Source organism: Burkholderia sp. BCC1208, assembly GCF_902833095.1.
GTDB lineage: Bacteria > Pseudomonadota > Gammaproteobacteria > Burkholderiales > Burkholderiaceae > Burkholderia.
Map to the genome: position 1 here is coordinate 74155 of NZ_CADFDY010000006.1, position 24067 is coordinate 98221.

Here is a 24067-nt window from a genome sequence, read left to right on the forward strand (position 1 = left end):
GCGCGATCAGCCGACGATCGCGACGACGGGCGTGTGGTCGGACGGCTGTTCCCACGTGCGCGGCGCGCGATCGACCTCGCACGACGCGCAGGACGACGCGAGCGCCGGCGACAGCAGGATGTGGTCGATGCGCAGCCCCGCGTTGCGGCGGAACGCCATCATCCGGTAGTCCCACCACGTGAAGGTCTTCTCGGGCTGCTCGAAGCGGCGGAACGCATCGACGAAGCCGAGTTCGATCAACTGCGCGAAGTGCGCGCGCTCCTGCGGCGACACGAGGTTCTGGCCCTCCCATTTCGCGGGATCGTGCACGTCGCGGTCTTCCGGTGCGATGTTGTAGTCGCCGAGCAGCGCGAGCTTCGGGTGACGCTGCAACTCGGTGCGCAGCCACGCCTGCAGTGCGTCGAGCCACTGCATCTTGTAGACGAACTTGTCGGAGTCGAGCGCCTGGCCGTTCGGGAAGTAGGCGGACACGATGCGCACGCCGTCGACCGTCGCGGCGATCACGCGCTGCTGCGGATCGTCGAAGCCCGGGATGTTGCGCACGATGTCCGATTCGTCGACGGCGAGCGTGTCGCGCGCGAGGATCGCGACGCCGTTGTAGGTCTTCTGGCCCGTGAACCAGCTGCGGTAGCCGGCGGCCTCGAGATCGGCGCGCGGGAATTTCTCGTCCGGCAGCTTCAGTTCCTGCAGGCACAGTACGTCGACTCGGCTTTGCGCGAGCCAGTCGAGCACATGCTGTTTGCGGACATTGAGCGAGTTGACGTTCCAGGTGGCGATTTTCATGAACGGGAGGGTGTGTGCGGCGTGAATGCGAAGGCCGCCATCTTACCGCGAGCATGGGGTGCGAACGCACGCGTCATGCAGCGTCGCGCACGTGTCGCGCATCGACGCCTGGGCAGTGGAAGTAGAAATTGTGACAAAAGTGTTGACGTGAGTACTTCCTCACCCTATAATTTATTTCTCTGACGCGGGGTGGAGCAGTCTGGCAGCTCGTCGGGCTCATAACCCGAAGGTCACAGGTTCAAATCCTGTCCCCGCAACCAAGCACACCAGACGATGTGCAGCGCAATTGACCGATGCGCACTTCGTCGGCAAAAAACCCGGCTTCGTGCCGGGTTTTTCGTTTTCTGCGCGCCGTTCAGCGCGCCGCCCACTCGACTGCCGCCTTCGCATGCAGCGCGGTCGTGTCGAACACCGGCAGCGGCGAGTCGTCCGCGCCGATCAGCAGCGTGATTTCCGTGCAGCCGAGGATCACGGCCTGGGCGCCGCGCTTCGCCAGTCCTTCGATGATCGACACGTACGTCGTGCGCGACGCCGCGTCGACGACGCCGTGGCACAGCTCGTCGTAGATGATGCGGTGCACGTCGTCGCGCCCGCTTTCATCCGGCACGAGCACCTCCATCCCGAACTTCCCGCGCAGCCGCTCCGCATAGAACGGCAACTCCATCGTGTAGCGCGTGCCGAGCAGGGCGACACGCTCGACGCCCGCGTCGCGCAGCGCGCTGCCGGTCGGATCGGCGATGTGCAGGAACGGCAGCGTCACCGCGGCTTCGATCGCGTCGTGCACGCGATGCATCGTATTGGTCGTCAGCACGACGAGATCGGCGCCGGCCGCTTCGAGCTGCCGTGCGGCATCGGCCATCCGTTCGCCGAGCGCTGCCCAGTCGTGCGTGCGCTGGAGCGCTTCGATTTCGGCGAAGTCGACCGTGACCAGCACGCTCTTTGCATTGTGGTGGCCGCCGTGCAATGCCTTCGAGTGGCGGTTGATCAGCCGATAGTACTCGGCCGACGATTCCCAGCTCATCCCGCCGATCAATCCGATCGTCTTCATTCATCACCTTGGCGTTTCGTGTGTCGCGGCAGACGAGTATAGGCGCCGCTGCCTAGGCCCGGCCGGTACGATCCGCGCAAAGCGGGCCGGTACGGCGCTGGCCGCCTGCAAGCCGCGTCAATCGATGCAGTGCGGCGCGATCGCGCGGATTTCGCTTTCGCATGCCGGCGCTCCGGTCCGCAAGTGGACGACGAGATCGCATGTCGTCGACGGACGGGTCAACATCAGGCAGGTGACCTCGGGCTGCGTCACGCGCGTCGTATGCCAGGTGTGAGGGCGCATCACCATGCCTGCTCCCGGAGCAATGCGGAATGCACGTAGCGTTGCCATGTCCGGTGTGCCATCCGGGGTCGAACAGGCGACGACATGGATGACCGTACCTGTCAGCGGGACGATGGCCTGCTCGGTGAGACGGTGTGTCTCGAGCGAGTTGATGCTCATGTCGCCATTGCGGTATCGCACCCAGAGAATTTCCGCCTTGTCCGATGTGCCCGGGTCGAATAGATGTTCGCGCCAGAAATCGGATGCCTGGCTCAGGAACACGGGTACGTTGCTGTCGATGCTGGGTGGCTTGCCCAGCATCGTGCCGTAGGGTGCGCACGCCTCGGGAGCGAGTTGCTGAATTGAAATGCGCTGTGCCATGCCCATGAGCGTCGCTCCGGATCAGATGTTGGAGGGGGATGTGTTGTCGGTGTCGGGGAGAAGGGCAAATTGCGGGCCGTTCGCAAGCGCAAAGTCGAGCATGACGGCGAGCGCCAGTCGAGCGATCGATTCCGGCAGGAGGGTATCCGGATTGCGGCGGTACGCGGCGATCAACGGCAGTGCGGGCACGCGGTGCGTGACCTTGAGCATTTGCAGTCGACCGGCTGCCAGTTCCTTCATGACGAACGCACTTGGCAATACGGCGATGCCGAAGCCGTCGACCACCATGTGGATGATCGCCGCGACCGACGACATGCAGTTGATCTGGGCGGTGGGTTCGCCGACCGACTCGAAGAGATCGACCAGGAACGTGTGCGGCAGGGAGTGGCGTGCGAATCCGATGATCGGGAATGCAGCGAGTTCCGCTTCTGAAAGTGCCTCGTCCGAGATGCTGAGCGACGGACTCGCGATCCAGCACATGGGCAGACTGCCGAGCATGATGCTGGACGCTTCCGCACCCGTGGCCGGTGTGGTCTGCAGGGCCACGTCGATGTGGCCGCTGGCAAGCTGGGCAACCAGGTGAGATGAAGTGTCGCCGGTCAGCTCGATGGTGAGATTCGGGTATTCGTCGCGTACGCGCCTGAGCAATTCGGGCAGCCACGTATGAATGATCGATTCCACCGCACCGAGCCTCAGCAGTCCTGAAATCTTCGACCGGTCGCCGACGCTCTCGAGCATGTTCTGATTCAGCTTGAGGATCTGTTCCGCGAAGGGGAGCGCCTTCGTGCCCACCTGGGTCAGCGTGACCTCTCGTGGTCCCCGGTCGAACAGCCGCACGCCCATTTCCTGCTCGAGGGCGGAAATGCGGCTCGATATGGCGGCCTGGGTCGCATGCATGCGTTCGGCAGTCAGGCGGAAGTTGCGCAGGCGGGCCAGCCAGACAAAGGTCTCGAGAAAACGCATGTTCATGTCGCACGCCCAACGCTGTGGGATTGAGCGGCAGTTTAACGCGATGCGTTTGCCGTTGTGGCGAGAAAAATTGTTGGCTCGATCATGGAAAATCTTGTCGGGTGAGGGCGGCCCCAATTGCACGAATCAGACCGGATCGGCTGCAGTGTTCGACGATTTTCCGATGATGGCCGTGCGACACGATAGATTTTATTTGTGGGCGACGAATGCAATTTGTTGTTGGACGCGGAATTTCGGCGATTGAACACTGGGCTGCATGCGGTCGGATGAGCGGACATCATCGCGACTGCGCCGTTCGATCACTTCGATACCGGAGTTGCCCCGTGAAGCCCAATTTTCCTCGCCTGCCGCTCGTCGGCACCGCCGTTCTACTCGTCGCGGCAAGTGTGCAAGCCCGCGCGGACAATCAGACCGTGGTGCTCGTCGGCCATGCTGCGCCGCTCACCGGGCAACTGGCGAACATGGGCAAGGACAGCGAGAATGCCGCCCGCCTCGCGATCGACGAAATCAACAGCCGGCATCCGGTCGTCGGCGGCAAGCCGGTACGCTTCCAGCTCGATTCGCAGGATGACGCGGCCGACCCGCGCACGGGCACGCAGATTGCCCAAAAGCTGGTCGACGACGGCGTCGTCGCGGTCGTTGGCGATATCAACTCAGGCGTGTCGATCCCGGCTTCCCGCATCTACCGCGATGCGAATGTTACGCAGATATCGCAGGGGTCGACGAATCCGGTCTTTACGCAGCAGGGGTACAAGACGGCGTTCCGCCTGGTGGCAACCGACGCGATGCAGGGGCCGGCCCTTGCCCGGTACGCAATCGGCACGCTTCACGCGACGCGCATCGCGGTCATCGACGATTCGACCGCTTACGGACAAGGCCTCGCGAACGAGTTCGAGCAGGCGGCGAAAGCGTCGGGTGCCCGGATCGTCACGCGCGAGGCGACGAACGACAAGGCGATCGACTTTCGTGCAATTCTGACGAAGGTCAAGGGTCTTCAGCCTGACGTGATCATGTACGGTGGATCGGACGCGACCGCGGGGCCACTGGTGAAGCAGGCCGCGAATCTGGGCATCCGGGCGCGCGTGCTCGGCGGAGACGGCGCATGCACCGACAAGATGGTCGGTCTGGCGGGGGATGCGATCGACAATCTCGTGTGTTCGGAGGCAGGGCTTCCGCTCTCGAAGATGCCGAAAGGGCAGGATTTCAGCAACCGCTATGTTGCCCGCTATCGAACGCGGATCGATGCGTACGCGCCCTTCGCTTACGATGCGGTGTATGTCATTTACGACGCAATCCAGCGCGCCGGGTCGATCGATCGGGCGAAGGTGCTCGCGGCGATGCCTTCGACGCAGTACGACGGTGTGACGGGGACGATCTCGTTTGACGCGCACGGCGACCTGAAGCATGCCGCGATTTCGATCTATCAGTTCAAGGATCGCAAGAAGACCGTGGCAGACGTGGTGCGTATGTAAGCCGGCCGTCGCGATTGAGGGGGGCAGCGGCACCGCAACGCGTGATGCCTGCCGATCGGCAGGCGCGAGGGCAGGCCATTGCCCCGGAAGTGAACGCCGGTACGGGGCGCGGCCAATGCCGGCGAATGTTGCATTCCCGGCGGCGGCCCGACGCGGTTGCACGGCGATCTTGAAACCGGAACTGTGTTTTTGTACAGTATCGGCACCGTGAACCCGACCACCATCCCGCCTGCCGATCCGCACGCGCTGCCGCCCGGCGACGCGCCGCCGCGCGCGCGCAAGATCATCCACTGCGACTGCGACTGCTTCTACGCATCGGTCGAGATGCGCGACGATCCGTCGCTGCGCAACCGGCCGCTCGCGGTCGGCGGCCGCCCCGACCAGCGCGGCGTGATCGCGACCTGCAACTACGAGGCGCGGCGCTACGGCGTGCATTCGGCGATGTCGTCGGCACTGGCGATGCGCAAGTGTCCGGACCTGCTGATCCTGCCGTCGGCGATGGACAAGTACCGCGCGGCGTCGCGGCAGATCATGGCGATCTATCGCGACTACACGCCCGACGTCGAGCCGCTGTCGCTCGACGAGGCGTACCTCGACGTCAGCGGGTCGGAGCGATGCCAGGGCAGCGCGACGCTGATTGCGCGCGAGATCCGCGAGCGCGTGCGCGACACGGTCGGCGTGACCGTGTCGGCGGGCGTCGCGCCGAACAAGTTCATCGCGAAGATCGCGTCCGACTGGAACAAGCCCGACGGGCTGTTCGTCGTGCGGCCGCACGAGATCGACGCGTTCGTCGCGGCGCTGCCGGTGCGCAAGCTGCACGGCGTGGGCAAGGTGACGGCCACGCGGCTCGACCGGCTCGGCATCCAGACTTGCGCGCAGTTGCGCGACTGGCCGCTGATCGACCTGCACCGCGAATTCGGCGCGTTCGGGCGGCGGCTGTACGAACTGTCGCGCGGGATCGACGAGCGGCCCGTGCAGGCCGATCAGGAGCGCAAGTCGGTCAGCGTCGAGACGACCTACGTGACCGACCTGACGACGCTCGAGCAATGCGCGGATGAAATCCGCCGCCTCGTCGTGCAGCTCGACGCGCGGATCGATCGTGCGGGCGCCGCGCGGTCGATCCGCAAGCTGTACGTGAAGATTCGCTTCGCCGATTTCCAGCGCACGACGGTCGAGTGCGTGGCCGACGCGACGAATGCCGAGACGGCCGTCACGCTGCTTGCGAAGGGGCTGTTGCGGCGCGCGCAGCCGGTGCGACTGCTCGGCGTCGGCGTGCGTATCGACGAGGACACGGCCGAGCGCCACGGGCAATTCCTGCTGTTCGACGACGAATCGTCCGCGCCATGAAAAAAGCACCGCCGAAGCGGTGCCTGTCGATGCTGCCGGTGCGGCCGGGCGACGCGCTCAGTGCGCGGGCGCGGCCATCCCGTTGTGGCGCAGCAGCGCGTCGATCTGCGGCTCGCGGCCGCGGAACGCCTTGAACGACTCCATCGCCGGACGGCTGCCGCCGACCTCGAGGATTTCGCGGCGATAGCGCGTGCCGGTTGCCGCGTCGAGCACGCTGCCGCTGGCGGCGGCCGCTTCCTCGAACGCCGCGTACGCATCGGCCGACAGCACTTCGGCCCACTTGTAGCTGTAGTAGCCGGCCGCGTAGCCGCCCGCGAAGATATGGCTGAACGTGTTCGGCCAGCGCGAGAACGCCGCCTGCGGGATCACGTGATAGCGCTCGTTGATCTCGCGCGCGAATGCGGTCACGCCGGTGGCGCCGGCCGGGTCGAAGTCGACGTGCAGCAGCATGTCGAACATCGAGAACACGATCTGGCGCAGCGTGCCGAGCCCGCTCTGGAAGTTCTTCGCGGCGATCATCTTGTCGAACAGCTCGCGCGGCAGCGCGGCGCCCGTATCGACGTGCGACGACATCGACGACAGCACGTCCCATTCCCAGCAGAAGTTTTCCATGAACTGCGACGGCAGTTCGACCGCATCCCATTCGACGCCGTTGATGCCCGACACGCCGAGTTCGTCGACGCGCGTGAGCATGTGGTGCAGCCCGTGGCCGAATTCATGGAACAGCGTGATGACCTCGTCGTGCGTGAAGCACGCGGGCTTGCCGCCGACCGGCGCGGAGAAGTTGCAGGTCAGGTACGCGACGGGCGTCTGCACGTCGCTGCCGCGCTTCGCGCGCGAACGTGCGTCGTCCATCCACGCGCCGCCGCGCTTGCCTTCGCGCGCGTACAGGTCGAGATAGAACTGCGCGACGAGCGAGCCGTCGCGATTCTCGACGCGGAAGAAGCGCACGTCCTTGTGCCATACCGGCGCGTCGTCCGGCTTGATCTTCACGCCGAACAGCGTCTCGGTGACGGTGAACAGGCCCTTCAGCGCGGCCGGTTCCGGGAAGTACTGCTTGACCTCGTTTTCCGAGAACGCATAGCGCTGCTGGCGGAGCTTTTCGGCCGCGTATGCGACGTCCCACGGCGCGAGTTCGGCGAGGCCGAGTTCCTTCGCGGCGAACGTGCGCAGCTCGTCCCAGTCCTTGTCCGCGTGCGGGCGTGCGCGCGTCGCGAGATCCTCGAGGAACGCGATCACCTGCTGCGGCGATTCGGCCATCTTCGGCGCGAGCGATACTTCGGCGAAGTTGCGATAGCCGAGCATCTGCGCCTCTTCGCGGCGCAGCTTCAGCGCGTCGGCGACGATCGCCGTGTTGTCCCATTCGGCCTTGCCGTCGCCGTACTGCGGCCCGAGTTCCGATGCGCGGGTCGCATAGGCGCGGTAGAGCGTCTCGCGCAGCGCGCGGTTGTCGGCGTATTGCAGCACCGGGAAGTACGACGGGAAATGCAGCGTGAATTTCCAGCCTTCCTTGCCGTCCTTCTGGGCAGCTTCGCGGGCGGCTTCAATCGCGTCGCCGGGCAGGCCGGCCAGCTCGGCTTCGTCCTTGGCGAAGTACGCGTACGCGTTGGTCGCGTCGAGCACATGATCGGAGAACGCCTTCGACAGCGCGGCCTGCTGTTCCTGCAGTTCCGCGAAGCGCGGCTTCTGGTCCTCGGGCAGCTCGGCGCCCGACAGGCGGAAGTCGCGCAGCGCATTGTCGAGGATCTTCTTGCGCTCGGCGGACAGCGTCGCGTATTCGGCGCTCGCGGCGATCGCCTTGTATTTTTCGTACAGCGCGAGGTTCTGGCCGACGCTCGACCAGAACTCGGTCACGCGCGGCAGGTTTTCACCGTAGGCAGCCCGCAGTTCGGGCGTGTCGGCGACTGCGTTCAGGTGGCCGACGATGCCCCATGCGCGGCCGAGCGGCTCCGTGGCCTGCTCGACCGTCTCGACCACGGTGGCCCAGGTCGACGGCGTCTCGCTCGCGCTCGCCGCTTCGACCGCGCGGCTGGCGGCAGCGAGCAGCGTGTCGAGCGCGGGCGTCACATGCTCCGGCCGGATCTCGCCGAAACGGGGCAGGCCGGAGAAGTCGAGGAGCGGATTGGTATTGGCGCTGGCGGACATAAGACTCCCTGTCTGTTGCCGGATGAACCGGGATGAAAAGGGTAACGGCGGCGGGGCGCGAACGCGCCCGATATCAATATTATTGGGGCGCCTCGCGCGCTTTCCAATCGTTAGTTTCTAACGGTGCGATTGACGCAGGGTCGGATGCGCGGTGTCGGGCGTGCCGGCTGGCGCGATGCGGCTGCGCGATTGCGGCTGGCGAGGCGCCGGCGCACGGAACCGCGCGCCGGCTGAGCGGGTGGGGCGTCAGGCTGCGGCGGCAGCGGCGCGTTCGGCGGATTCGATCGTGTTGATCAGCAGCATCGTGATGGTCATCGGGCCGACGCCGCCCGGCACCGGCGTGATGTAGCCGGCGACTTCCTTCACGCCCGTGAAATCGACGTCGCCGCACAGCTTGCCCGCGTCGTCGCGGTTCATGCCGACGTCGATCACCGTCGCGCCCGGCTTCACCATGTCGGCGGTCAGGATGTTGCGCTTGCCGACCGCGGCGACCACGATGTCGGCCTGACGCGTATGCGCGGCGAGGTCGCGCGTCTTGCTGTGGCAGATCGTCACGGTCGCGCCGGCGTCGAGCATCATCATCGCCATCGGCTTGCCGACGATGTTCGAGCGGCCGATCACGACCGCGTTCGCGCCTTGCAGCGCAATGCCGTGCGCTTCGAACATCTTCATCACGCCGTACGGCGTGCACGGGCGGAACAGCGGCTTGCCGGTCATCAGCGCACCGGCGTTCGCGACGTGAAAGCCGTCGACGTCCTTCTCCGGCGCGATCGCCTCGATCACCTTGTGGCTGTCGATATGCGCGGGCAGCGGCAGCTGGACCAGGATGCCGTGGATCTTCGGGTCGCGGTTCAGTTCGTCGATGCGCGCGAGCAGGTCGGCTTCCGACAGCGTGGCCGGGTACGCATCCTTCAGCGAGAAGAAACCGTTGTCCTCGCATGCCTTGATCTTGTTGCGCACGTAGACTTCGCTCGCCGGGTTGGCGCCGACGAGGATCACCGCGAGACCGGGCTGGTGGCCGCGTGCGGTCAGCGCGGCGGCGCGTTCGGCGGCCTGACCGCGCAAGGTCTTCGAAAGGGCGTTGCCGTCGATGAGGAGGGCTGTCATGGTGGTGGGTTCTGCCGGGAAGTTGGAATGCGGGCGTACGGCGCCCGAAGCGCCGTAGCAAAGCACGTAATTATACCGTTCGCCTGCCGCCGTCCGACAGCGAATCAACGGGAAGCGTCATGGCCGCGGCGCTCGTGCGCCGGGAGGAACGGCTGCCGCCGCGCGAGTGGGCCGCATCGCGCGGGGCGGAAAACACCGGTTGCGGGCCGGGCGGGCAGCGCCGCCGCGGCCGGGGAACATGCTCAGGCCTGTTTCTTCGACAGCGCGAGGCGCAGCAGATCGGCCACCGTGTTGACGTTGAGCTTTTCCATGATGTTCGCCCGGTGCGCCTCGACGGTCTTGATGCTGATGCCGAGGTCGTCGGCGATCTGCTTGTTCAGGCGGCCCGCGATGATCCGCTCGAGCACCTGCTGCTCGCGCGCGGTCAGCTTCGACAGCCGTTCGCTCGCGGCACGCTGCTCCTGGACGCTCTTGCTTTCGCTTCGGGCCTTGTCGAGCATCCGCTCGACGAGCTTGCGCAGCTCGGCTTCGTCGAACGGTTTCTCGATAAAGTCCATCGCACCCTTTTTCATCGTCGACACGGCCATCGGCACGTCGCCGTGACCGGTGACGAAGATGATCGGCAGCGCGGCATTGTCGGCGATGAGGCGTTCCTGCAATTCGAGGCCGCTCATGCCCGACATCCGCACGTCGAGGATCAGGCAAGCGATCTGGCCGGCCTGCTGCGCCGGCTGGTACGCATCGAGGAACTGCTCGGAGCTCGAGAAGCATTGAACGCGATAGCCGTTCGCCTCCAGCAGCCAGCGCAGCGAGTCCCGTACGGCCTCGTCGTCGTCGACGACAAAGACGGTTTCCTGAGTGGTGGTGACAGGGCTATTCATAGTTCTCCCGTAACGGTATGTGATGCCGATGCCTCGCGCCCCCCTTGGCCGAGATCAGCGGGTTCCCCAATGGGCAGACTGCAGTGGAACGTCGCGCCGGAAATGCGGCCATCCGGCTCGACGTTGTTGACCACCCACAGACGCCCCCGATGCGATTCGATGATCGAACGGCAGATGTTCAGCCCCATGCCCATGCCATCGGACTTGGTGCTGTAAAACGGTTCGAACAGGCGCTCGGCGGTCGCTTCGTCGACGCCCGGGCCCTGGTCAATCACACGGATGTCGACGAAGCCCGCATCGATGTCGGCGACGACGCGGATCACGCCGTCCACCGACGCCGGCTTCACGTCGGCCATCGCCTCGGCTGCGTTCTTCATCAGGTTCATCAGCACCTGTTCGATCAGCACGGGGTCGACATAAATAATAGGCATTCTTGCGAGGATTTCCGTGACGATCCGTATCCTGCGCTTTCTGGCCTCGATTTCGGCGAGCCCGACCGCGTCGGCGACGATGTCCGCGACCCGCGCCGGCTGGCGCTTCGGCTCGCTGCGCTTCACGAATTCGCGGATCCGCTTGACGATCATCCCGGCGCGCAGCGCCTGCTGCGCGGTCTTTTCCAGCGCGGGCTGCAGCGTCTCGGGCGTGCCGCGGCCGCTCTTCACGAGCGCGAGCGTGCCCGAGCAGTAGTTGTTGATCGCGGCGAGCGGCTGATTCAATTCGTGAGCAATCGACGACGCCATTTCACCCATCGTCATCAATCGGCTCGTGAACTGCAGCTTTTCTTCCTGCTGGTGCGCGAGTTCCTGCGCCTTCTTGCGGGTCGTGATGTCGGTCGCGATCTGCATCTGCGCGAGATGGCCGTCCACCCACTGGATGTACTGGCGGCGCACCTCGAACCACTTCTGGATGCTCTCGACGTACACTTCCTGCGCATCGGCCGTGCTGCTCGTCAGCGCGGCGGCCGGCAGGCCCGCGAACGCGTCGACCATGTCGATCGAGTCGGACGACGCCTGCGCGCGGTCGAAGCCGCCGCCGGACAGTTCGAGGTGGCCGTCCGGGCGAATCCCGAACAGGTGGCGGTAGTAGCGGTTCGCGAACAGCAGCTCGGCTTCGTCGGCGGCGAGCACCGACACCGCGGCGTCGAGGCTTTCGAGCACCGTCGTGAAGCGTTCGTGCGCGGCCGCGAGCTCTTCGCGCGCGCGCTTCGGCTCGGTGATGTCGGTCATCGACGACATCCAGCCGGTCTGGCGGCCCGAACTGTCGATCAGCGGCGACACGTACAGGCGCGCATGGAACAGCGTGCCGTTCTTGCGCCGCACGCGCAGCTCGAAGCCCGAGCTCGGCGCCTTGCCGCGCAGCGTCATGTCGAGCTGGCGCTGCATTTCCGGGTATGCGTCGCGCGGCCAGTACGGGAACGGCGCGACCTTGCCGACGAGATCGGTTTCGTCCCAGCCGGTCATCCGGCAGAACGCGGGGTTCACGTGCGTGATGCGGCCATGCATGTCGAGCACGCGCATGCCGATCAGCACCGAGTTTTCCATCGCGCGGCGGAAGAACGCTTCCGCATACAGCGCCTGCTGCGCCTCGAAGCGCTGGCGCGTGTGCTTCCACAGGCTCCAGAGGCTCCACAGCACGAAGCAGGACAGGCCGGCGACCAGCCACACGAGCGTGTTGTTGGTCAGGTTCGTGAGTTGCGGGAACGCGTACACGCGCACCGTCAGCCCCTGGCCGGGCGGGTCGAGCGGGAGATCGTAGTGCGAGTCGCGCGGCAGGCGCGGGCGCGTCGACGTGGACGACAGTTCGCGATTGTTCGAATCGGTGATCGAGATCTTGTACTTCGACGACAGTTCCTGCGGGATGTCGTGCTTCAGGATGCCCTCGACGGAGAACACCGCGGCGATCGAGCCGAGATATTCGCGGTCGCCGCGCATCACGGGCGTCTGCAACGTGATGAAGCCGTTGCCGAAGTCGTCGTAGATCAGCGGCGAATAGGCCTGGCGGCGCGTGCTGCGCGCCTCGTCGTACGCACCGCGCACGGCGTCCTGCATCTGCGCGTCGCCGGGCTTCGCGAGCCGCTGGCCGAGCAGCGGCGGATGCACGGCCGGCCAGCGCTGCACGCCCGGCGCCGTGTACCAGTTCAGGTAGAGGATTTCCGGATGCGTCTGCATCACGTCGGCGACGGCCATCTGGAACGCGTTCTGGTCGAGGCGGCCGGATGCGAGGTCGCGCGACAGCGCCTGCAACTGTTCCTGCGCGCCCGTCATCGACAGGCGGATCTGCTGCTGGGCCCACGCGACGTTGCGAAAGAGGGTGTCTTCCTGCTGCTGCTGTTCGCGCCGGTTGAGGCTCCACAGGATGAGGCTCATCACGACGAGGAACACCAGGATCGACAGCAGCGGCGTCAGCAAATAGGAGTTGGACCACCACGGTCCGTGGTGCCAACGGGACGGCTGCGACTCCGCCGGCGGGCCCGGCGGTCGCGCCGAGCGTGCGAAAAGCCGATCGGTCAACATGGCAGGATTGTAGCGCAGCGCAATACATGGAAAACCTATACCGGATATGTTGAACGGAAACGGTTTTGTTCCGACGAGACGGGCTGCGGAGCCCTGAAATATAGGTGCAGCGCAGCAATATTTCGTATGGTGAGAAAAGATCTCACGATTCGAAAATTTTGTTGCGCAGGCCCGTCCACGCTCATTACAATCCGTCGGAGCTTGCCCGCAGCCGGCCGCGTCGCGACGTCTGCACGAGAGCGATCCTCACATTCCAGGACCCAGGAGACGAGAATGTCCGCTGTACCGAACGAAGTGATGAAATATGTCGCCGCCGAACGTGACGACGACCCGCAAGAAACCGTCGAGTGGCTCGAGTCGCTCGATGGCGTGATCTCCTCCGTGGGCACCGGCCGTGCGCATTACCTGATCGAAAAGCAGATCGAATTCGCCCGCATGCACGGCGAACACCTGCCGTTCTCCGCCAATACCCCGTACATCAACACGATTCCGCTCGAAGCCCAGGCGAAGATTCCGGGCGACCAGGACATCGAGCACCGCATCCGTTCGTACACGCGCTGGAACGCGCTGGCGATGGTGCTGCGCGCAGGCAAGGACACCAACGTCGGCGGCCACATCGCGTCGTTCGCGTCGGCCGCGACGCTCTATGACGTCGGCTACAACCACTTCTGGCACGCGGCGTCCGACCAGCACGGCGGCGATCTCGTGTTCGTGCAGGGCCACTCGTCGCCGGGCGTATACTCGCGCGCGTTCCTGCTCGGCCGCCTGAAGGAAGAGCAGCTCGACAACTTCCGCCAGGAAGTCGACGGCAAGGGCATTTCGTCGTACCCGCACCCGTGGCTGATGCCGGACTTCTGGCAGTTCCCGACCGTGTCGATGGGTCTCGGCCCGATCATGGCGATCTACCAGGCACGCTTCATGAAGTACCTGGAGTCGCGCGGCATCGCGAAGACGGAAGGCCGCAAGGTATGGGCGTTCCTCGGCGACGGCGAGACGGACGAGCCGGAATCGCTCGGCGCGATCGGCATGGCGAGCCGCGAGAAGCTCGACAACCTCGTGTTCGTGATCAACTGCAACCTGCAGCGTCTCGACGGCCCGGTGCGCGGCAACGGCAAGATCATCCAGGAACTCGAATCGGAATTCCGCGGCGCCGGCTGGAACGTGATCAAGGTCATCTGGGGCAGCCGCTGGGATGCGCTGTTCGCCCGCGACAAGACGGGTGCGCTGATGCGCCGGATGATGGAATGCGTCGACGGCGAATACCAGACGTACAAGTCGGAGTCGGGCGCGTTCGTTCGCGAGCACTTCTTCAACACGCCTGAACTGAAGGCGCTCGTCGCCGACTGGTCGGACGACGACATCTGGGCGCTGAACCGCGGCGGCCACGATCCGCACAAGATCTACGCGGCGTTCCACGAAGCCACCAACACGAAGGGCGCGCCGACCGTCATCCTCGCGAAGACCATCAAGGGCTACGGGATGGGCGAGTCGGGCCAGGCGATGAACATCACGCACCAGCAGAAGAAGCTGCCGGTCGAGCAACTGAAGAAGTTCCGTGACCAGTTCCGCCTGCCGATCACCGACGAGCAGATCGCCGACGTGCCGTACCTGAAGTTCGAGGAAGGCTCGAAGGAACTCGAATACATGCGCCAGAAGCGCATGGACCTCGGCGGCTACCTGCCGCACCGCCGCGAGAAGGCGACGTCGCTGCCGGTGCCGGCGCTCGACGCGTTCGAGCCGCTGCTGAAGGGCACGGGCGAAGGCCGCGAGATCTCGACGACGATGTCGTTCGTGCGGATCCTGAACATCCTCCTGAAGGACAAGGCGCTCGGCAAGCGCATCGTGCCGATCGTCCCGGACGAATCGCGTACGTTCGGCATGGAAGGCCTGTTCCGCCAGATCGGTATCTGGAACCAGGAAGGCCAGAAGTACGTGCCGGAGGATTCCGACCAGCTGATGTTCTACAAGGAATCGCAGACGGGCCAGATCCTGCAGGAAGGCATCAACGAAGCGGGCGGCATGTGCGACTGGATCGCGGCGGCGACGTCGTATTCGACGCACGGCGAGATCATGGTGCCGTTCTACATCTTCTATTCGATGTTCGGCTTCCAGCGGATCGGCGACCTCGCATGGGCCGCGGGCGACATGCGTTCGCGCGGCTTCCTGCTGGGCGGCACGGCGGGCCGTACGACGCTGAACGGCGAAGGCCTGCAACACGAAGACGGTCACTCGCTGCTGTGGGCGGCATCGGTGCCGAACTGCGTGAGCTACGACCCGACGTTCGGCTATGAACTCGCGGTGATCGTCCAGGACGGCCTGCGCCGCATGGTGCAGGACCAGGAAGACGTGTACTACTACATCACGGTGATGAACGAGAACTACGAGCACCCGGCGATTCCGCAGGGCGAGCACGTGGCGGCCGACATCATCAAGGGCATGTACGCGTTCAAGAAGGCCGACGCCGACAAGAAGGCGCCGCGCGTCCAGCTGCTCGGCGCGGGCACGATCTTCAACGAAGTGATCGCGGCTGCCGACCTGCTGAAGAACGACTGGGGCGTCGCCGCCGACCTGTGGAGCGTGCCGAGCTTCACCGAGCTCGCGCGCGAAGGCCATCAGGTCGAGCGCTGGAACCTGCTCCATCCGACCGAGGAGCGTCGCCTGTCGCACGTGCAGAAGTGCCTGAAGGACACGCAGGGCCCGGTCATCGCATCGACCGACTACGTCCGTGCGCTGGTCGACCAGATCCGCGGCCAGATCGATCGCCGCTTCGTCGTGCTGGGCACCGACGGCTTCGGCCGTTCGGACACCCGCGAGAAACTGCGTCACTTCTTCGAGGTCGACCGTCACTGGGTCACCGTCGCCGCGCTCAACGCGCTGGCCGACGAAGGCACGATCGAGCGCAAGGTGGTCGCGGACGCGATCGCCAAGTACAACCTCGATCCGTCCAAGCCCAACCCGATGACCGTTTAACGCACACGCCGTGTGATGCCGCGCGCCGCTCCCGCGAGGAGCGCGCGCAGCCATGGAGACAGAAACAGATGAGTCAAGCGATCGAAGTGAAGGTGCCGGATATCGGCGATTACAAGGACGTGCCGGTCATCGAGATCGGCGTGAAGGTCGGCGATACGGTCGAGCCCGAGCAGTCGCTCGTCACGCTCGAGTCGGACAAGGCGACGATGGACGTGCCGAGCCCGGTGGGCGGCGTCGTGAAGGAAATCAAGGTCAAGGTCGGCGATTCCGTGTCGGAAGGTTCGCTGATCGTCCTGCTCGAAGGCGGCGCGGCCGCCCAGGCGAACGGCGCGGCTGCACCGGCCGCGGCTCCGGCTCCGGCTCCGGCCGCCGCTCCGGCACCGGCAGCAGCGCCGGCACCGGCCGCCGCGGCGCCCGCTGCCGCACCGGCAGCGTCCGGCGGCACGCTCGAAGTGAAGGTGCCCGACATCGGCGACTACAAGGACGTGCCGGTGATCGAGATCGGCGTGAAGGTCGGCGACACGGTCGAGAAGGAGCAGTCGCTCGTCACGCTCGAGTCGGACAAGGCGACGATGGACGTGCCGAGCCCGGCTGCCGGCGTCGTGAAGGACATCAAGGTGAAGGTGGGCGATTCGGTGTCGGAAGGCACGCTGATCGTGCTGCTCGAAGCCGCCGGCGCACCGGCTGCCGCTGCGCCGCAGGCCAGCGCACCGGCTCCGGCCGCGGCCGCTCCGGCGCCCGCCGCTGCACCCGCGAAGGCCGCGCCGGCACCGGCCGCCGCGCCGTCCGGCGAATACCGCGCCAGCCACGCATCGCCGTCGGTCCGCAAGTTCGCGCGTGAACTCGGCGTCGAAGTCTCGCGCGTGCAGGGCTCGGGTCCGAAGGGCCGCATCACGAAGGACGACGTCACGGGCTTCGTGAAGGGCGTGATGACGGGCCAGCGTGCGGCACCGGCCGCGGCAGCCGCACCGGCAGGCGGCGGCGAGCTGAACCTGCTGCCGTGGCCGAAGGTCGACTTCTCGAAGTTCGGCCCGTTCGAGGCGAAGCCGCTGTCGCGCATCAAGAAGATCTCGGGCGCGAACCTGCATCGCAACTGGGTGATGATCCCGCACGTCACGAACAACGACGAAGCGGACATCACCGAGCTCGAAGCGCTGCGCGTCCAGTTGAACAAGGAACACGAAAAGGCGGGCGTGAAGTTCACGATGCTCGCGTTCGTGATCAAGGCGGTCGTCGCCGCGCTGAAGAAATTCCCGACCTTCAACGCGAGCCTCGACGGCGACAACCTCGTGTTCAAGCAGTACTTCCACGTCGGTTTCGCGGCCGATACGCCGAACGGCCTCGTCGTGCCGGTGATTCGCGATGCGGACAAGAAGGGCCTCGTCGACATCGCGAAGGAAATGAGCGACCTGTCGAAGGCCGCGCGCGAAGGCAAGCTGAAGCCGGACCAGATGCAGGGCGGCTGCTTCTCGATTTCGTCGCTCGGCGGGATCGGCGGGACGAACTTCACACCGATCATCAACGCGCCGGAAGTGGCGATCCTCGGGTTGTCGCGCGGCCAGATGAAGCCGGTGTGGGACGGCAAGCAGTTCGTGCCGCGGCTCATGCTGCCGCTGTCGCTGTCGTATGACCATCGCGTCATCGATGGCGCCGAAGCCGCGCGTTTCAATGCGTATCTCGGGGCGTTGCTCGGGGATTTCCGTCGCATCATTCTTTGATGAGCGGGGTGGGGCTCGCGGGGGCGTGGTTTGGTTTTTGTTGTTGTTCTCCACGCCGTCGTCGTCGTTGAACCTGTTGTGCTAACGGTCTATTAGCGTCGCCCCTGCGCGGGGCGGCGGTCACTTTTCTTTGTCTTCCAAAGAAAAGTAACCAAAAGAAAGGCGCGTCCTTGGGCGGACGGCAAAGGTGGTCCTGCCCAAGCTCGCGGTCTTTCGCCGGCCGTCGTCAGGTTCTCTCGCGGGTTCCTCCCCCTCTGTCTGCAGTCAATCAAGAAGGGGACAGTCATGAGTCTCATCGAAGTCAAGGTTCCGGATATCGGCGATTTCAGCGGCGTCGATGTCATCGAAGTCAACGTCAAACCCGGCGACGTGATCGAAAAAGAGCAAACGCTCATCACGCTCGAATCCGATAAAGCCTCCATGGAAGTGCCCAGCGACGTCGCCGGCACCGTCAAGGAAGTCAAGGTCAAAGCCGGCGAGAAAGTCTCGCAAGGCACCATCATCGCCATCGTCGAAGCCTCGGCAGGCGCAGCCGCACCCGCACCCGCGAAAGCGCCCGAAGCGCCGAAGGCTGCGCCGGCTCCGGCCGCGGCCGCTCCGGCACCCGCGCCGCAAGCCGGCAGCTATGGCGGCGCCGCCGACATCGAGTGCGACATGCTCGTGCTCGGCGCCGGCCCCGGCGGCTACTCGGCTGCGTTCCGCGCAGCCGATCTCGGCATGAAGACCGTGCTCGTCGAACGCTATTCGACGCTCGGCGGCGTGTGCCTGAACGTCGGCTGCATCCCGTCGAAAGCGCTGCTGCACACGGCGCTCGTGATCGACGAAGCCGCGGCGCTCGCGTCGCACGGCATCTCGTTCGGCAAGCCGGAGGTCGATCTCGACAAGCTGCGCGACTTCAAGGGCGGCGTCGTCAAGAAGCTGACGACGGGCCTCGCCGGCATGGCGAAGGCACGCAAGGTTGAAGTCGTCACGGGCGTCGGTGCATTCGTCGATCCGTATCACATGGAAGTGCAGGGCGAAAACGGCAAGAAGGTCGTCAAGTTCAAGCAGGCGATCATCGCCGCGGGCTCGCAGGCCGTGAAGCTGCCGTTCATGCCGGAAGATCCGCGTGTCGTCGATTCGACGGGCGCGCTCGAACTGCGCCAGCTGCCCAAACGCATGCTCGTGATCGGCGGCGGCATCATCGGCCTCGAAATGGCGACGGTGTACGCGACGCTCGGCGCCGAGATCGACGTCGTCGAAATGATGGACGGCCTGATGATGGGCGCCGACCGCGATCTCGTGAAGGTCTGGGAAAAGTACAACGCGAAGCGCTTCGGCAACGTGATGCTGAAGACCAAGACGGTCGGCGCGGAAGCGAAGGAAGACGGCATCTACGTGAAGTTCGAGGGCGAGAAGGCGCCCGCGGAAGCGCAGCGCTACGACCTCGTGCTGGTCGCGGTGGGCCGCAGCCCGAACGGCAAGAAGATCGGTGCCGACAAGGCCGGCGTCGCGGTCACGGATCGCGGCTTCATCGACGTCGACAAGCAGATGCGCACGAACGTGCCGCACATCTTCGCGATCGGCGATATCGTCGGCCAGCCGATGCTCGCGCACAAGGCCGTGCATGAAGGCCACGTCGCCGCGGAAGCCGCGCACGGCGAAAAGGCGTACTTCGACGCACTGCAGATCCCGTCGGTGGCCTACACCGATCCGGAAGTGGCGTGGGCCGGCAAGACCGAAGACCAGTGCAAGGCCGAGGGCATCAAGTACGGCAAGGCCGTGTTCCCGTGGGCCGCTTCGGGCCGCGCGATCGCGAACGGCCGCGACGAAGGCTTCACGAAGCTGATCTTCGACGAGGAAACCCATCGCGTGATCGGTGGGGCCATCGTCGGCCTGAACGCGGGCGACCTGATCAGCGAAGTGTGCCTCGCCGTGGAGATGGGCGCGGACGCGGAAGACATCGGCAAGACGATCCATCCGCACCCGACGCTCGGCGAATCGGTCGGCATGGCCGCCGAGCTGTACGAAGGCGTCTGTACCGACTTGCCGCCGCAGCGCAAGAAGTAACGCGATCGGCCCGGCACCCCAAGTGCCGGCCAAAAAAAACGCCGCCGCCCGGGCAAACCGGGCGGCGGCGTTTTTTTTGCGCGGCGTGCGACAGGCGATCGATCGGAACGGGCGGTTTGCTGCTCCCGCGCGCGTTCTTGCGCCAGAAACGAAAAAGCCGCGCTGGGCGCGGCTCTTTCAGGAGCAGGGGACGCTTACGCGGCCGGCTTGCTCGAACGACGTGCGGCAGCGGCGGTTGCAGCCTTCGTTGCGACGGCAGCAGCAGCGTTGAAGTTCGTTTCGGCGATTTCGACGGCTTGCTTCGTGGCCTTCTGAACCGTTTCGTACGTGGTGTTCGCAGCGTTCAGTGCCGACTTCAGTGCGGCGACAGCCGTTTCCGAACCGGCCGGGGCGTTCTTCGCGACGTTGTCGACGAGTGCCTGGACCTTCTTGTTCTGCTCTTCGAACTGCGCTTCGGCAACCTTCGCGAACTCGGCTTGCGTCGACGATGCGATTTCGTACAGGTGACGGCCGTACGACAGCACCTTTTCCGCGACCGGCTGCGACAGGCTCGCTTGCAGCGCGATCAGTTCCTGCGCGTCCTTCACCGACAGCAGACGCTGTGCGTTTTCCTGGCCCTCGGCCAGCGTCGACTTCACGACCTGAAGGTTGAGTTCGATCAGCTTTTCGACGCCTTCGAACGCCTTGGTCGTCAGACCGAACAGGCTTTCGAGGTTGGCTTTTTGGGCGGCGGCGATTTGCTCGGGGGTCAGCAAGGACATGTCAAGCTCCTGAAAAGCGATCACGTCGATCGCAGAAATAAAGGGCACTACACTGGGGAACTTCGGCGCCGCGTGCTTTGTGCAACGCAGCAATGAGGCCTATTTTAGGGCAGAGAAAACGGATGTCAAGTATTTTTTGTGCGTTGCACAATCACGACAAATTATCGATAAAACAACGAGTTATCGCGGTCGTCCGGAATCGGTTTCAGGCACGTTCCCACATGGTGCGCACGGCGGCGGGGCAAGCGCGCCGCACCATGATCATGCGCAGGTAAACCTGACAGGCCCATGGAACGTTATCCTTCTGTTCCTGTCGAAAAACGCGCCGTTTCGATGCGCGTGCCGTGGCGACGTGCCGCCGCCACGGGTCGAGGCCGGCGCCTTTGGCATGCCGAGCACCGGATACGTACTTTCCCCGCTTTAAATCGTCTCCGAAGTGACGTTATCTCAATTAACCGTGTGTAATCGGGAGACGGGCGCTGTCGGGCAGGGCATCCCATGGATTTTTTCAATGGGTGCGCAAGGGTCGATTGGCCGGAGGTTGGCCGACTCTTACATTCCGGTTTAAAGACGATCGGTAAGTGCCTAATATTGCTCTTTTTTTCAGCTTTAACTACACTTGCGGAAACCTCCCGCCCGCTTTGTCCAGACCCCAATGAAAGCCGAATCGTTTTCACCGCGCAGATTGTTGCAGAGCATGACGCTCGGCACGGCTGTGTCGGTCGCAGTCGCGTTGCTCGCGACCACCGCGTCCGTCACGCCTGCTGACGCCTTCGCCGCCACTGCGAAGACCCAAGCCGCCAAGAAAAAAGCCGTCGCTCCTGCTTCGTCAGCGAAGAAGAAGTCGGCCAAGGCGAGCTCCGACAACTCCGCGAAGGTCGCCGCGGCCGATGCGCCGCGCGCGAAAGCGTCGCGAAAGCGCATGACGCTCGCGGCGAACGGCGTGCATGGCGGCCATCGCGGCGCGGTGCGCAAGGTCGCGTTCCAGCCGCGCCGTCCGACGGTCGGCCAGGCATTCGGCCTGCACGACACGCCCGACGCGCTCGCGCTGCGCTCCAGCGTCGCGTACGTCGTCGACCAGAATTCCGGCGAGCCGCTGTTCGACAAGAATTCGCACGCGGTCGTGCCGATCGCGTCGATCTCGAAGCTGATGACGGCCATGGTCGTGCTCGACTCGAAGTCGCCGATGACCGACCCGCTCGAAGTCACCGACGAAGACCGCGACTACGAGAAGGGCACGGGCTCGCGCCTGTCGGTCGGCTCGGTATTGTCGCGCGAGGACATGCTGCACATCGCGCTGATGGCGTCGGAAAACCGCGCGGCCGCCGCGCTGTCGCGTTACTACCCGGGTGGCCGTCCGGCGTTCATCGCGGCGATGAACGCGAAGGCGAAGTCGCTCGGCATGACCGATACGCACTTTGAGAATTCGACCGGCCTGTCGAGCTCGAACGTGTCGAGCGCGCGCGACCTCGTGAAGATGGTCAATGCGGCGTACCAGTACCCGATGATCCGCCAGTTCTCGACCGATCGCACCTACGAGGTGTACACGGGCAAGCGTAACCTGGTCTACAACAGCACCAACGCGCTGATCCGCGGCAACGGCTCGTGGGACATCGGCCTGCAGAAGACGGGCTTCATCAACGAAGCGGGCGAATGCCTCGTGATGCAGGCAACGATCCACGGCCGGCCGATGGTGATGGTGCTGCTCGATTCGTTCGGCAAGTATTCGCGCTTCGCCGACGCATCGCGCCTGCGCAACTGGCTCGATGCCGGCGGCGGCGAGCGCCTGACGGCGGCCAACACGCCGAGCGGCGGTACCTGATCGTGTGCGGCGGTTCGCCGCCGTACCGGTCGCCGCAAAGAAAAAGCCCCGCAATCGCGGGGCTTTTTTCGTCCGGCGGAACCGGAGTCGGAACCGGGCCGATGGCGCGGCTTACGCCTGCCGCTGCAACCCGTCCACGTCCTTCACGGGCGCCGGCCGGTAGCCCAGCGATTCCGAGATGGTGAGCGCCGTCCGGCTCAACTGGCCGAGCCACGCATCCTGCAGGCGGTCGGCCGGTGCCGACAGCGACAGGCCCGCGACGAGCTTGCCCGAATCGTCGTAGATGCCGGCGGCGATACAGCGCACGCCGAGTTCGAGTTCCTCGTTGTCGCGCGCGCACGATTGCTGGCGGACGAGGGTCAGTTCGCGCTCGAGCTTCGAGATCTCGGTAATGCTGTTCTGGGTATGGCCGGACAGCCCCGTGCGCGTCGCATAGGCACGCACACGCGACGTTTCGTCGGCCGCGAGGAACAGCTTGCCGACCGACGTGAGGTGCAGCGGGGCGCGGCCGCCGATCGCGCGAACGACCTGCATCCCCGAGCGCTCCGAGTACGCACGCTCGATGTAGACGATCTCGTCGCCCTGGCGCACCGACAGGTTCACGGTCTGCCCGGTGAGGCGGTGCAACTCGCGCATCGGCATCAGCGCCGCGTCGCGCACCGACAGGCGGGCCTTCACGAGATTGCCGAGCTCGAGCAGCCGCATACCGAGGCGGTAGGTACCGGGGTCGGAGCGGTCGACGAGACGGCAGGTCACCATGTCGTTGAGGATGCGATGGGCGGTCGACGGGTGCAGCTCCGTGCGCTGCGCAAGTTCCTTCAGGCTGACCGGGTCACTGTGCGCGGCGAGCGCGTCCAGCAACCGCATCATGCGTTCGATCACCTGGATCGACGTTTTTGAATCCGGGTTGGGTTGGCTCATGTCGGGGGAGGAATCGGTTGACGCGTCAAGCGGTGTTGAACCGATTGTATCTCGTATTGTGAAAAAAGCGAACGCCGTTCGAGGAAGTTCTCGCTTCGCGCACCGGGGGCTTGCGCGCGCGCCGGCGTTGGTCTTGCTGGCCAAACGTCGGATAATGAGGGCCGTTTTCTCGAAGGAGCACGTATGCGAGTCGGTTTGTTCGTGACCTGCCTGGTCGACCTGATGCGCCCCGAAATCGGTTTTTCGGCGCTCAAGCTGATTCGCGACGCCGGCTACGAGGTGATCGTGCCGCCCACGCAGACCTGCTGCGGCCAGCCGGCCTACAACTCGGGCGACCGCGCGCTCGCGCGCGACCTCGCTGAAAAGACGCTGCGCGAGTTCGAGCAGTTCGATTACGTCGTCGCGCCGTCGGGTTCGTGCGGCGGGATGATCCGCACGCACTACGGCGACCTGTTCCGCGACGATCCCGAGCTGATGGGGCGCTACACGCGGTTCCAGCAGAAAGTCCACGAGCTGACCGATTTCCTTGCCAACGTCGCGAAGGTGTCGCTCGCGCCGGGCGAATTCGCCGGGCCGGTCACCTATCACGACGCGTGCTCGGGCCTGCGCGAGCTCGGCGTGAAGGCGCAGCCGCGCGCGCTGCTCGCGCAGCGCGGCGTCGCGGTGACCGAGATGAAGGACTGCGAGCATTGCTGCGGCTTCGGCGGTACGTTCGCGGTCAAGTACGGCGACATCTCGGCGGCCATCGCGGACGAGAAATGCGCGAACGTGCGCGCGTCCGGCGCGGGCGCCGTCGTGCTCGGCGATCTCGGCTGCATGCTGAACATCGAAGGGCGGTTGCGCCGCACCGGCGACCGCGACACGCGCGTGCTGCACGTCGCGCAGGTGCTGGCGGGCGACGTCTGACGCCCGGTTCCGC

General features: G+C 65.2%; 17 protein-coding genes and 1 tRNA gene. 8 read left to right on the forward strand and 10 right to left on the reverse strand.

Going from position 1 to position 24067, the window contains the following annotated elements; translation table 11 throughout:
• Window positions 1-6: 6 nt before the first annotated feature.
• Window positions 7-783 (reverse strand): exodeoxyribonuclease III, encoded by a 777-nt coding sequence (gene xth / locus HWX09_RS15370; protein WP_027784882.1) that lies wholly within the window; start codon window positions 781-783, stop codon window positions 7-9.
• A gap of 183 nt (window positions 784-966) precedes the next feature.
• Here xth and HWX09_RS15375 point away from each other — a divergent pair.
• Window positions 967-1043: transfer RNA gene (locus HWX09_RS15375), tRNA-Met, on the forward strand.
• 95 nt (window positions 1044-1138) lie between these two features.
• Here HWX09_RS15375 and HWX09_RS15380 read toward each other — a convergent pair.
• The 3 genes from HWX09_RS15380 to HWX09_RS15390 form a co-directional block, all read right to left on the reverse strand.
• The gene (locus tag HWX09_RS15380; RefSeq protein ID WP_027784881.1) at window positions 1139-1831 is read right to left on the reverse strand and encodes an aspartate/glutamate racemase family protein; all 693 of its coding nucleotides are present in this window, start codon (window positions 1829-1831) and stop codon (window positions 1139-1141) included.
• Window positions 1832-1948: 117 nt separating this feature from the next.
• On the reverse strand, window positions 1949-2479 hold the full coding sequence (locus HWX09_RS15385) for an ureidoglycolate lyase (RefSeq protein WP_027784880.1): 531 nt from the start codon (window positions 2477-2479) through the stop codon (window positions 1949-1951).
• 15 nt (window positions 2480-2494) lie between these two features.
• Window positions 2495-3442 (reverse strand): LysR family transcriptional regulator, encoded by a 948-nt coding sequence (locus HWX09_RS15390; RefSeq protein WP_027784879.1) that lies wholly within the window; start codon window positions 3440-3442, stop codon window positions 2495-2497.
• Window positions 3443-3828: 386 nt separating this feature from the next.
• Between HWX09_RS15390 and HWX09_RS15395 the strand changes: the two genes are divergently transcribed.
• Both HWX09_RS15395 and dinB read left to right on the forward strand, forming a co-directional pair.
• Window positions 3829-4914, forward strand: a complete 1086-nt coding sequence (locus HWX09_RS15395; protein ID WP_230469146.1) for a branched-chain amino acid ABC transporter substrate-binding protein — start codon at window positions 3829-3831, stop codon at window positions 4912-4914.
• A 183-nt stretch (window positions 4915-5097) separates the two neighbouring features.
• A complete protein-coding gene (gene dinB / locus HWX09_RS15400; protein ID WP_027784877.1) occupies window positions 5098-6261 on the forward strand; it encodes a DNA polymerase IV in 1164 nt (387 codons plus the stop codon).
• 57 nt (window positions 6262-6318) lie between these two features.
• Here the strand turns inward: dinB and HWX09_RS15405 are convergent, their stop codons facing one another.
• The 4 genes from HWX09_RS15405 to fixL all read right to left on the reverse strand — a co-directional run bounded on the left by HWX09_RS15405 (window position 6319) and on the right by fixL (window position 12907).
• Window positions 6319-8406 (reverse strand): M3 family metallopeptidase, encoded by a 2088-nt coding sequence (locus HWX09_RS15405; RefSeq protein WP_027784876.1) that lies wholly within the window; start codon window positions 8404-8406, stop codon window positions 6319-6321.
• A gap of 246 nt (window positions 8407-8652) precedes the next feature.
• On the reverse strand, window positions 8653-9513 hold the full coding sequence (gene folD / locus HWX09_RS15410) for a bifunctional methylenetetrahydrofolate dehydrogenase/methenyltetrahydrofolate cyclohydrolase FolD (protein ID WP_027784875.1): 861 nt from the start codon (window positions 9511-9513) through the stop codon (window positions 8653-8655).
• A gap of 242 nt (window positions 9514-9755) precedes the next feature.
• Window positions 9756-10394: an oxygen response regulator transcription factor FixJ gene (gene fixJ / locus HWX09_RS15415; protein ID WP_027784874.1), complete on the reverse strand. Its 639-nt coding sequence runs from the start codon at window positions 10392-10394 to the stop codon at window positions 9756-9758.
• Window positions 10391-12907 carry an oxygen sensor histidine kinase FixL gene (gene fixL / locus HWX09_RS15420; RefSeq protein WP_027784873.1) on the reverse strand — a complete coding sequence of 839 codons (2517 nt, stop codon included), beginning with the start codon at window positions 12905-12907 and terminating at the stop codon, window positions 10391-10393. The genes fixJ and fixL overlap by 4 nt, the downstream gene beginning before the upstream one ends.
• A gap of 273 nt (window positions 12908-13180) precedes the next feature.
• On the opposite strand from fixL, the gene aceE reads away from it, so the two are divergent.
• The 3 genes from aceE (at window position 13181) to lpdA (ending at window position 19644) form a co-directional block, all read left to right on the forward strand.
• Window positions 13181-15877: a pyruvate dehydrogenase (acetyl-transferring), homodimeric type gene (aceE, locus tag HWX09_RS15425; protein WP_027784872.1), complete on the forward strand. Its 2697-nt coding sequence runs from the start codon at window positions 13181-13183 to the stop codon at window positions 15875-15877.
• Window positions 15878-15945: 68 nt separating this feature from the next.
• Complete coding sequence (gene aceF, locus HWX09_RS15430) at window positions 15946-17595, forward strand: dihydrolipoyllysine-residue acetyltransferase (RefSeq protein WP_027784871.1); 1650 nt, start codon at window positions 15946-15948, stop codon at window positions 17593-17595.
• A gap of 285 nt (window positions 17596-17880) precedes the next feature.
• Window positions 17881-19644 carry a dihydrolipoyl dehydrogenase gene (gene lpdA / locus HWX09_RS15435; RefSeq protein WP_027784870.1) on the forward strand — a complete coding sequence of 588 codons (1764 nt, stop codon included), beginning with the start codon at window positions 17881-17883 and terminating at the stop codon, window positions 19642-19644.
• Between the two features lie 194 nt (window positions 19645-19838).
• On the opposite strand, the gene HWX09_RS15440 is transcribed toward lpdA, so the two are convergent.
• The gene (locus tag HWX09_RS15440) at window positions 19839-20405 is read right to left on the reverse strand and encodes a phasin family protein (RefSeq protein ID WP_006481973.1); all 567 of its coding nucleotides are present in this window, start codon (window positions 20403-20405) and stop codon (window positions 19839-19841) included.
• Window positions 20406-21060: 655 nt separating this feature from the next.
• Between HWX09_RS15440 and pbpG the strand changes: the two genes are divergently transcribed.
• Window positions 21061-22227, forward strand: a complete 1167-nt coding sequence (gene pbpG, locus HWX09_RS15445; RefSeq protein ID WP_027784869.1) for a D-alanyl-D-alanine endopeptidase — start codon at window positions 21061-21063, stop codon at window positions 22225-22227.
• A gap of 111 nt (window positions 22228-22338) precedes the next feature.
• Here pbpG and HWX09_RS15450 read toward each other — a convergent pair whose 3' ends face one another.
• On the reverse strand, window positions 22339-23148 hold the full coding sequence (locus HWX09_RS15450; RefSeq protein WP_027784868.1) for an IclR family transcriptional regulator: 810 nt from the start codon (window positions 23146-23148) through the stop codon (window positions 22339-22341).
• A gap of 183 nt (window positions 23149-23331) precedes the next feature.
• On the opposite strand from HWX09_RS15450, the gene HWX09_RS15455 reads away from it, so the two are divergent.
• Window positions 23332-24054: a (Fe-S)-binding protein gene (locus tag HWX09_RS15455; RefSeq protein WP_027784867.1), complete on the forward strand. Its 723-nt coding sequence runs from the start codon at window positions 23332-23334 to the stop codon at window positions 24052-24054.
• The last annotated feature ends 13 nt before the right edge of the window (window positions 24055-24067 follow it).

What these genes read in the sequence shown, in the direction of transcription:
- HWX09_RS15380 (WP_027784881.1), bottom strand. Translation starts at nt 1,831, where the DNA reads ATGAAGACGATCGGATTGATCGGCGGGATGAGCTGGGAATCGTCGGCC.
- folD (WP_027784875.1), bottom strand. Translation starts at nt 9,513, where the DNA reads ATGACAGCCCTCCTCATCGACGGCAACGCCCTTTCGAAGACCTTGCGC.
- aceE (WP_027784872.1), top strand. Translation starts at nt 13,181, where the DNA reads ATGTCCGCTGTACCGAACGAAGTGATGAAATATGTCGCCGCCGAACGT.
- lpdA (WP_027784870.1), top strand. Translation starts at nt 17,881, where the DNA reads ATGAGTCTCATCGAAGTCAAGGTTCCGGATATCGGCGATTTCAGCGGC.
- HWX09_RS15450 (WP_027784868.1), bottom strand. Translation starts at nt 23,148, where the DNA reads ATGAGCCAACCCAACCCGGATTCAAAAACGTCGATCCAGGTGATCGAA.
- pbpG (WP_027784869.1), top strand. Translation starts at nt 21,061, where the DNA reads ATGAAAGCCGAATCGTTTTCACCGCGCAGATTGTTGCAGAGCATGACG.
- HWX09_RS15390 (WP_027784879.1), bottom strand. Translation starts at nt 3,442, where the DNA reads ATGAACATGCGTTTTCTCGAGACCTTTGTCTGGCTGGCCCGCCTGCGC.
- HWX09_RS15405 (WP_027784876.1), bottom strand. Translation starts at nt 8,406, where the DNA reads ATGTCCGCCAGCGCCAATACCAATCCGCTCCTCGACTTCTCCGGCCTG.
- HWX09_RS15440 (WP_006481973.1), bottom strand. Translation starts at nt 20,405, where the DNA reads ATGTCCTTGCTGACCCCCGAGCAAATCGCCGCCGCCCAAAAAGCCAAC.
- fixJ (WP_027784874.1), bottom strand. Translation starts at nt 10,394, where the DNA reads ATGAATAGCCCTGTCACCACCACTCAGGAAACCGTCTTTGTCGTCGAC.
- HWX09_RS15385 (WP_027784880.1), bottom strand. Translation starts at nt 2,479, where the DNA reads ATGGGCATGGCACAGCGCATTTCAATTCAGCAACTCGCTCCCGAGGCG.
- aceF (WP_027784871.1), top strand. Translation starts at nt 15,946, where the DNA reads ATGAGTCAAGCGATCGAAGTGAAGGTGCCGGATATCGGCGATTACAAG.
- fixL (WP_027784873.1), bottom strand. Translation starts at nt 12,907, where the DNA reads ATGTTGACCGATCGGCTTTTCGCACGCTCGGCGCGACCGCCGGGCCCG.
- xth (WP_027784882.1), bottom strand. Translation starts at nt 783, where the DNA reads ATGAAAATCGCCACCTGGAACGTCAACTCGCTCAATGTCCGCAAACAG.
- HWX09_RS15455 (WP_027784867.1), top strand. Translation starts at nt 23,332, where the DNA reads ATGCGAGTCGGTTTGTTCGTGACCTGCCTGGTCGACCTGATGCGCCCC.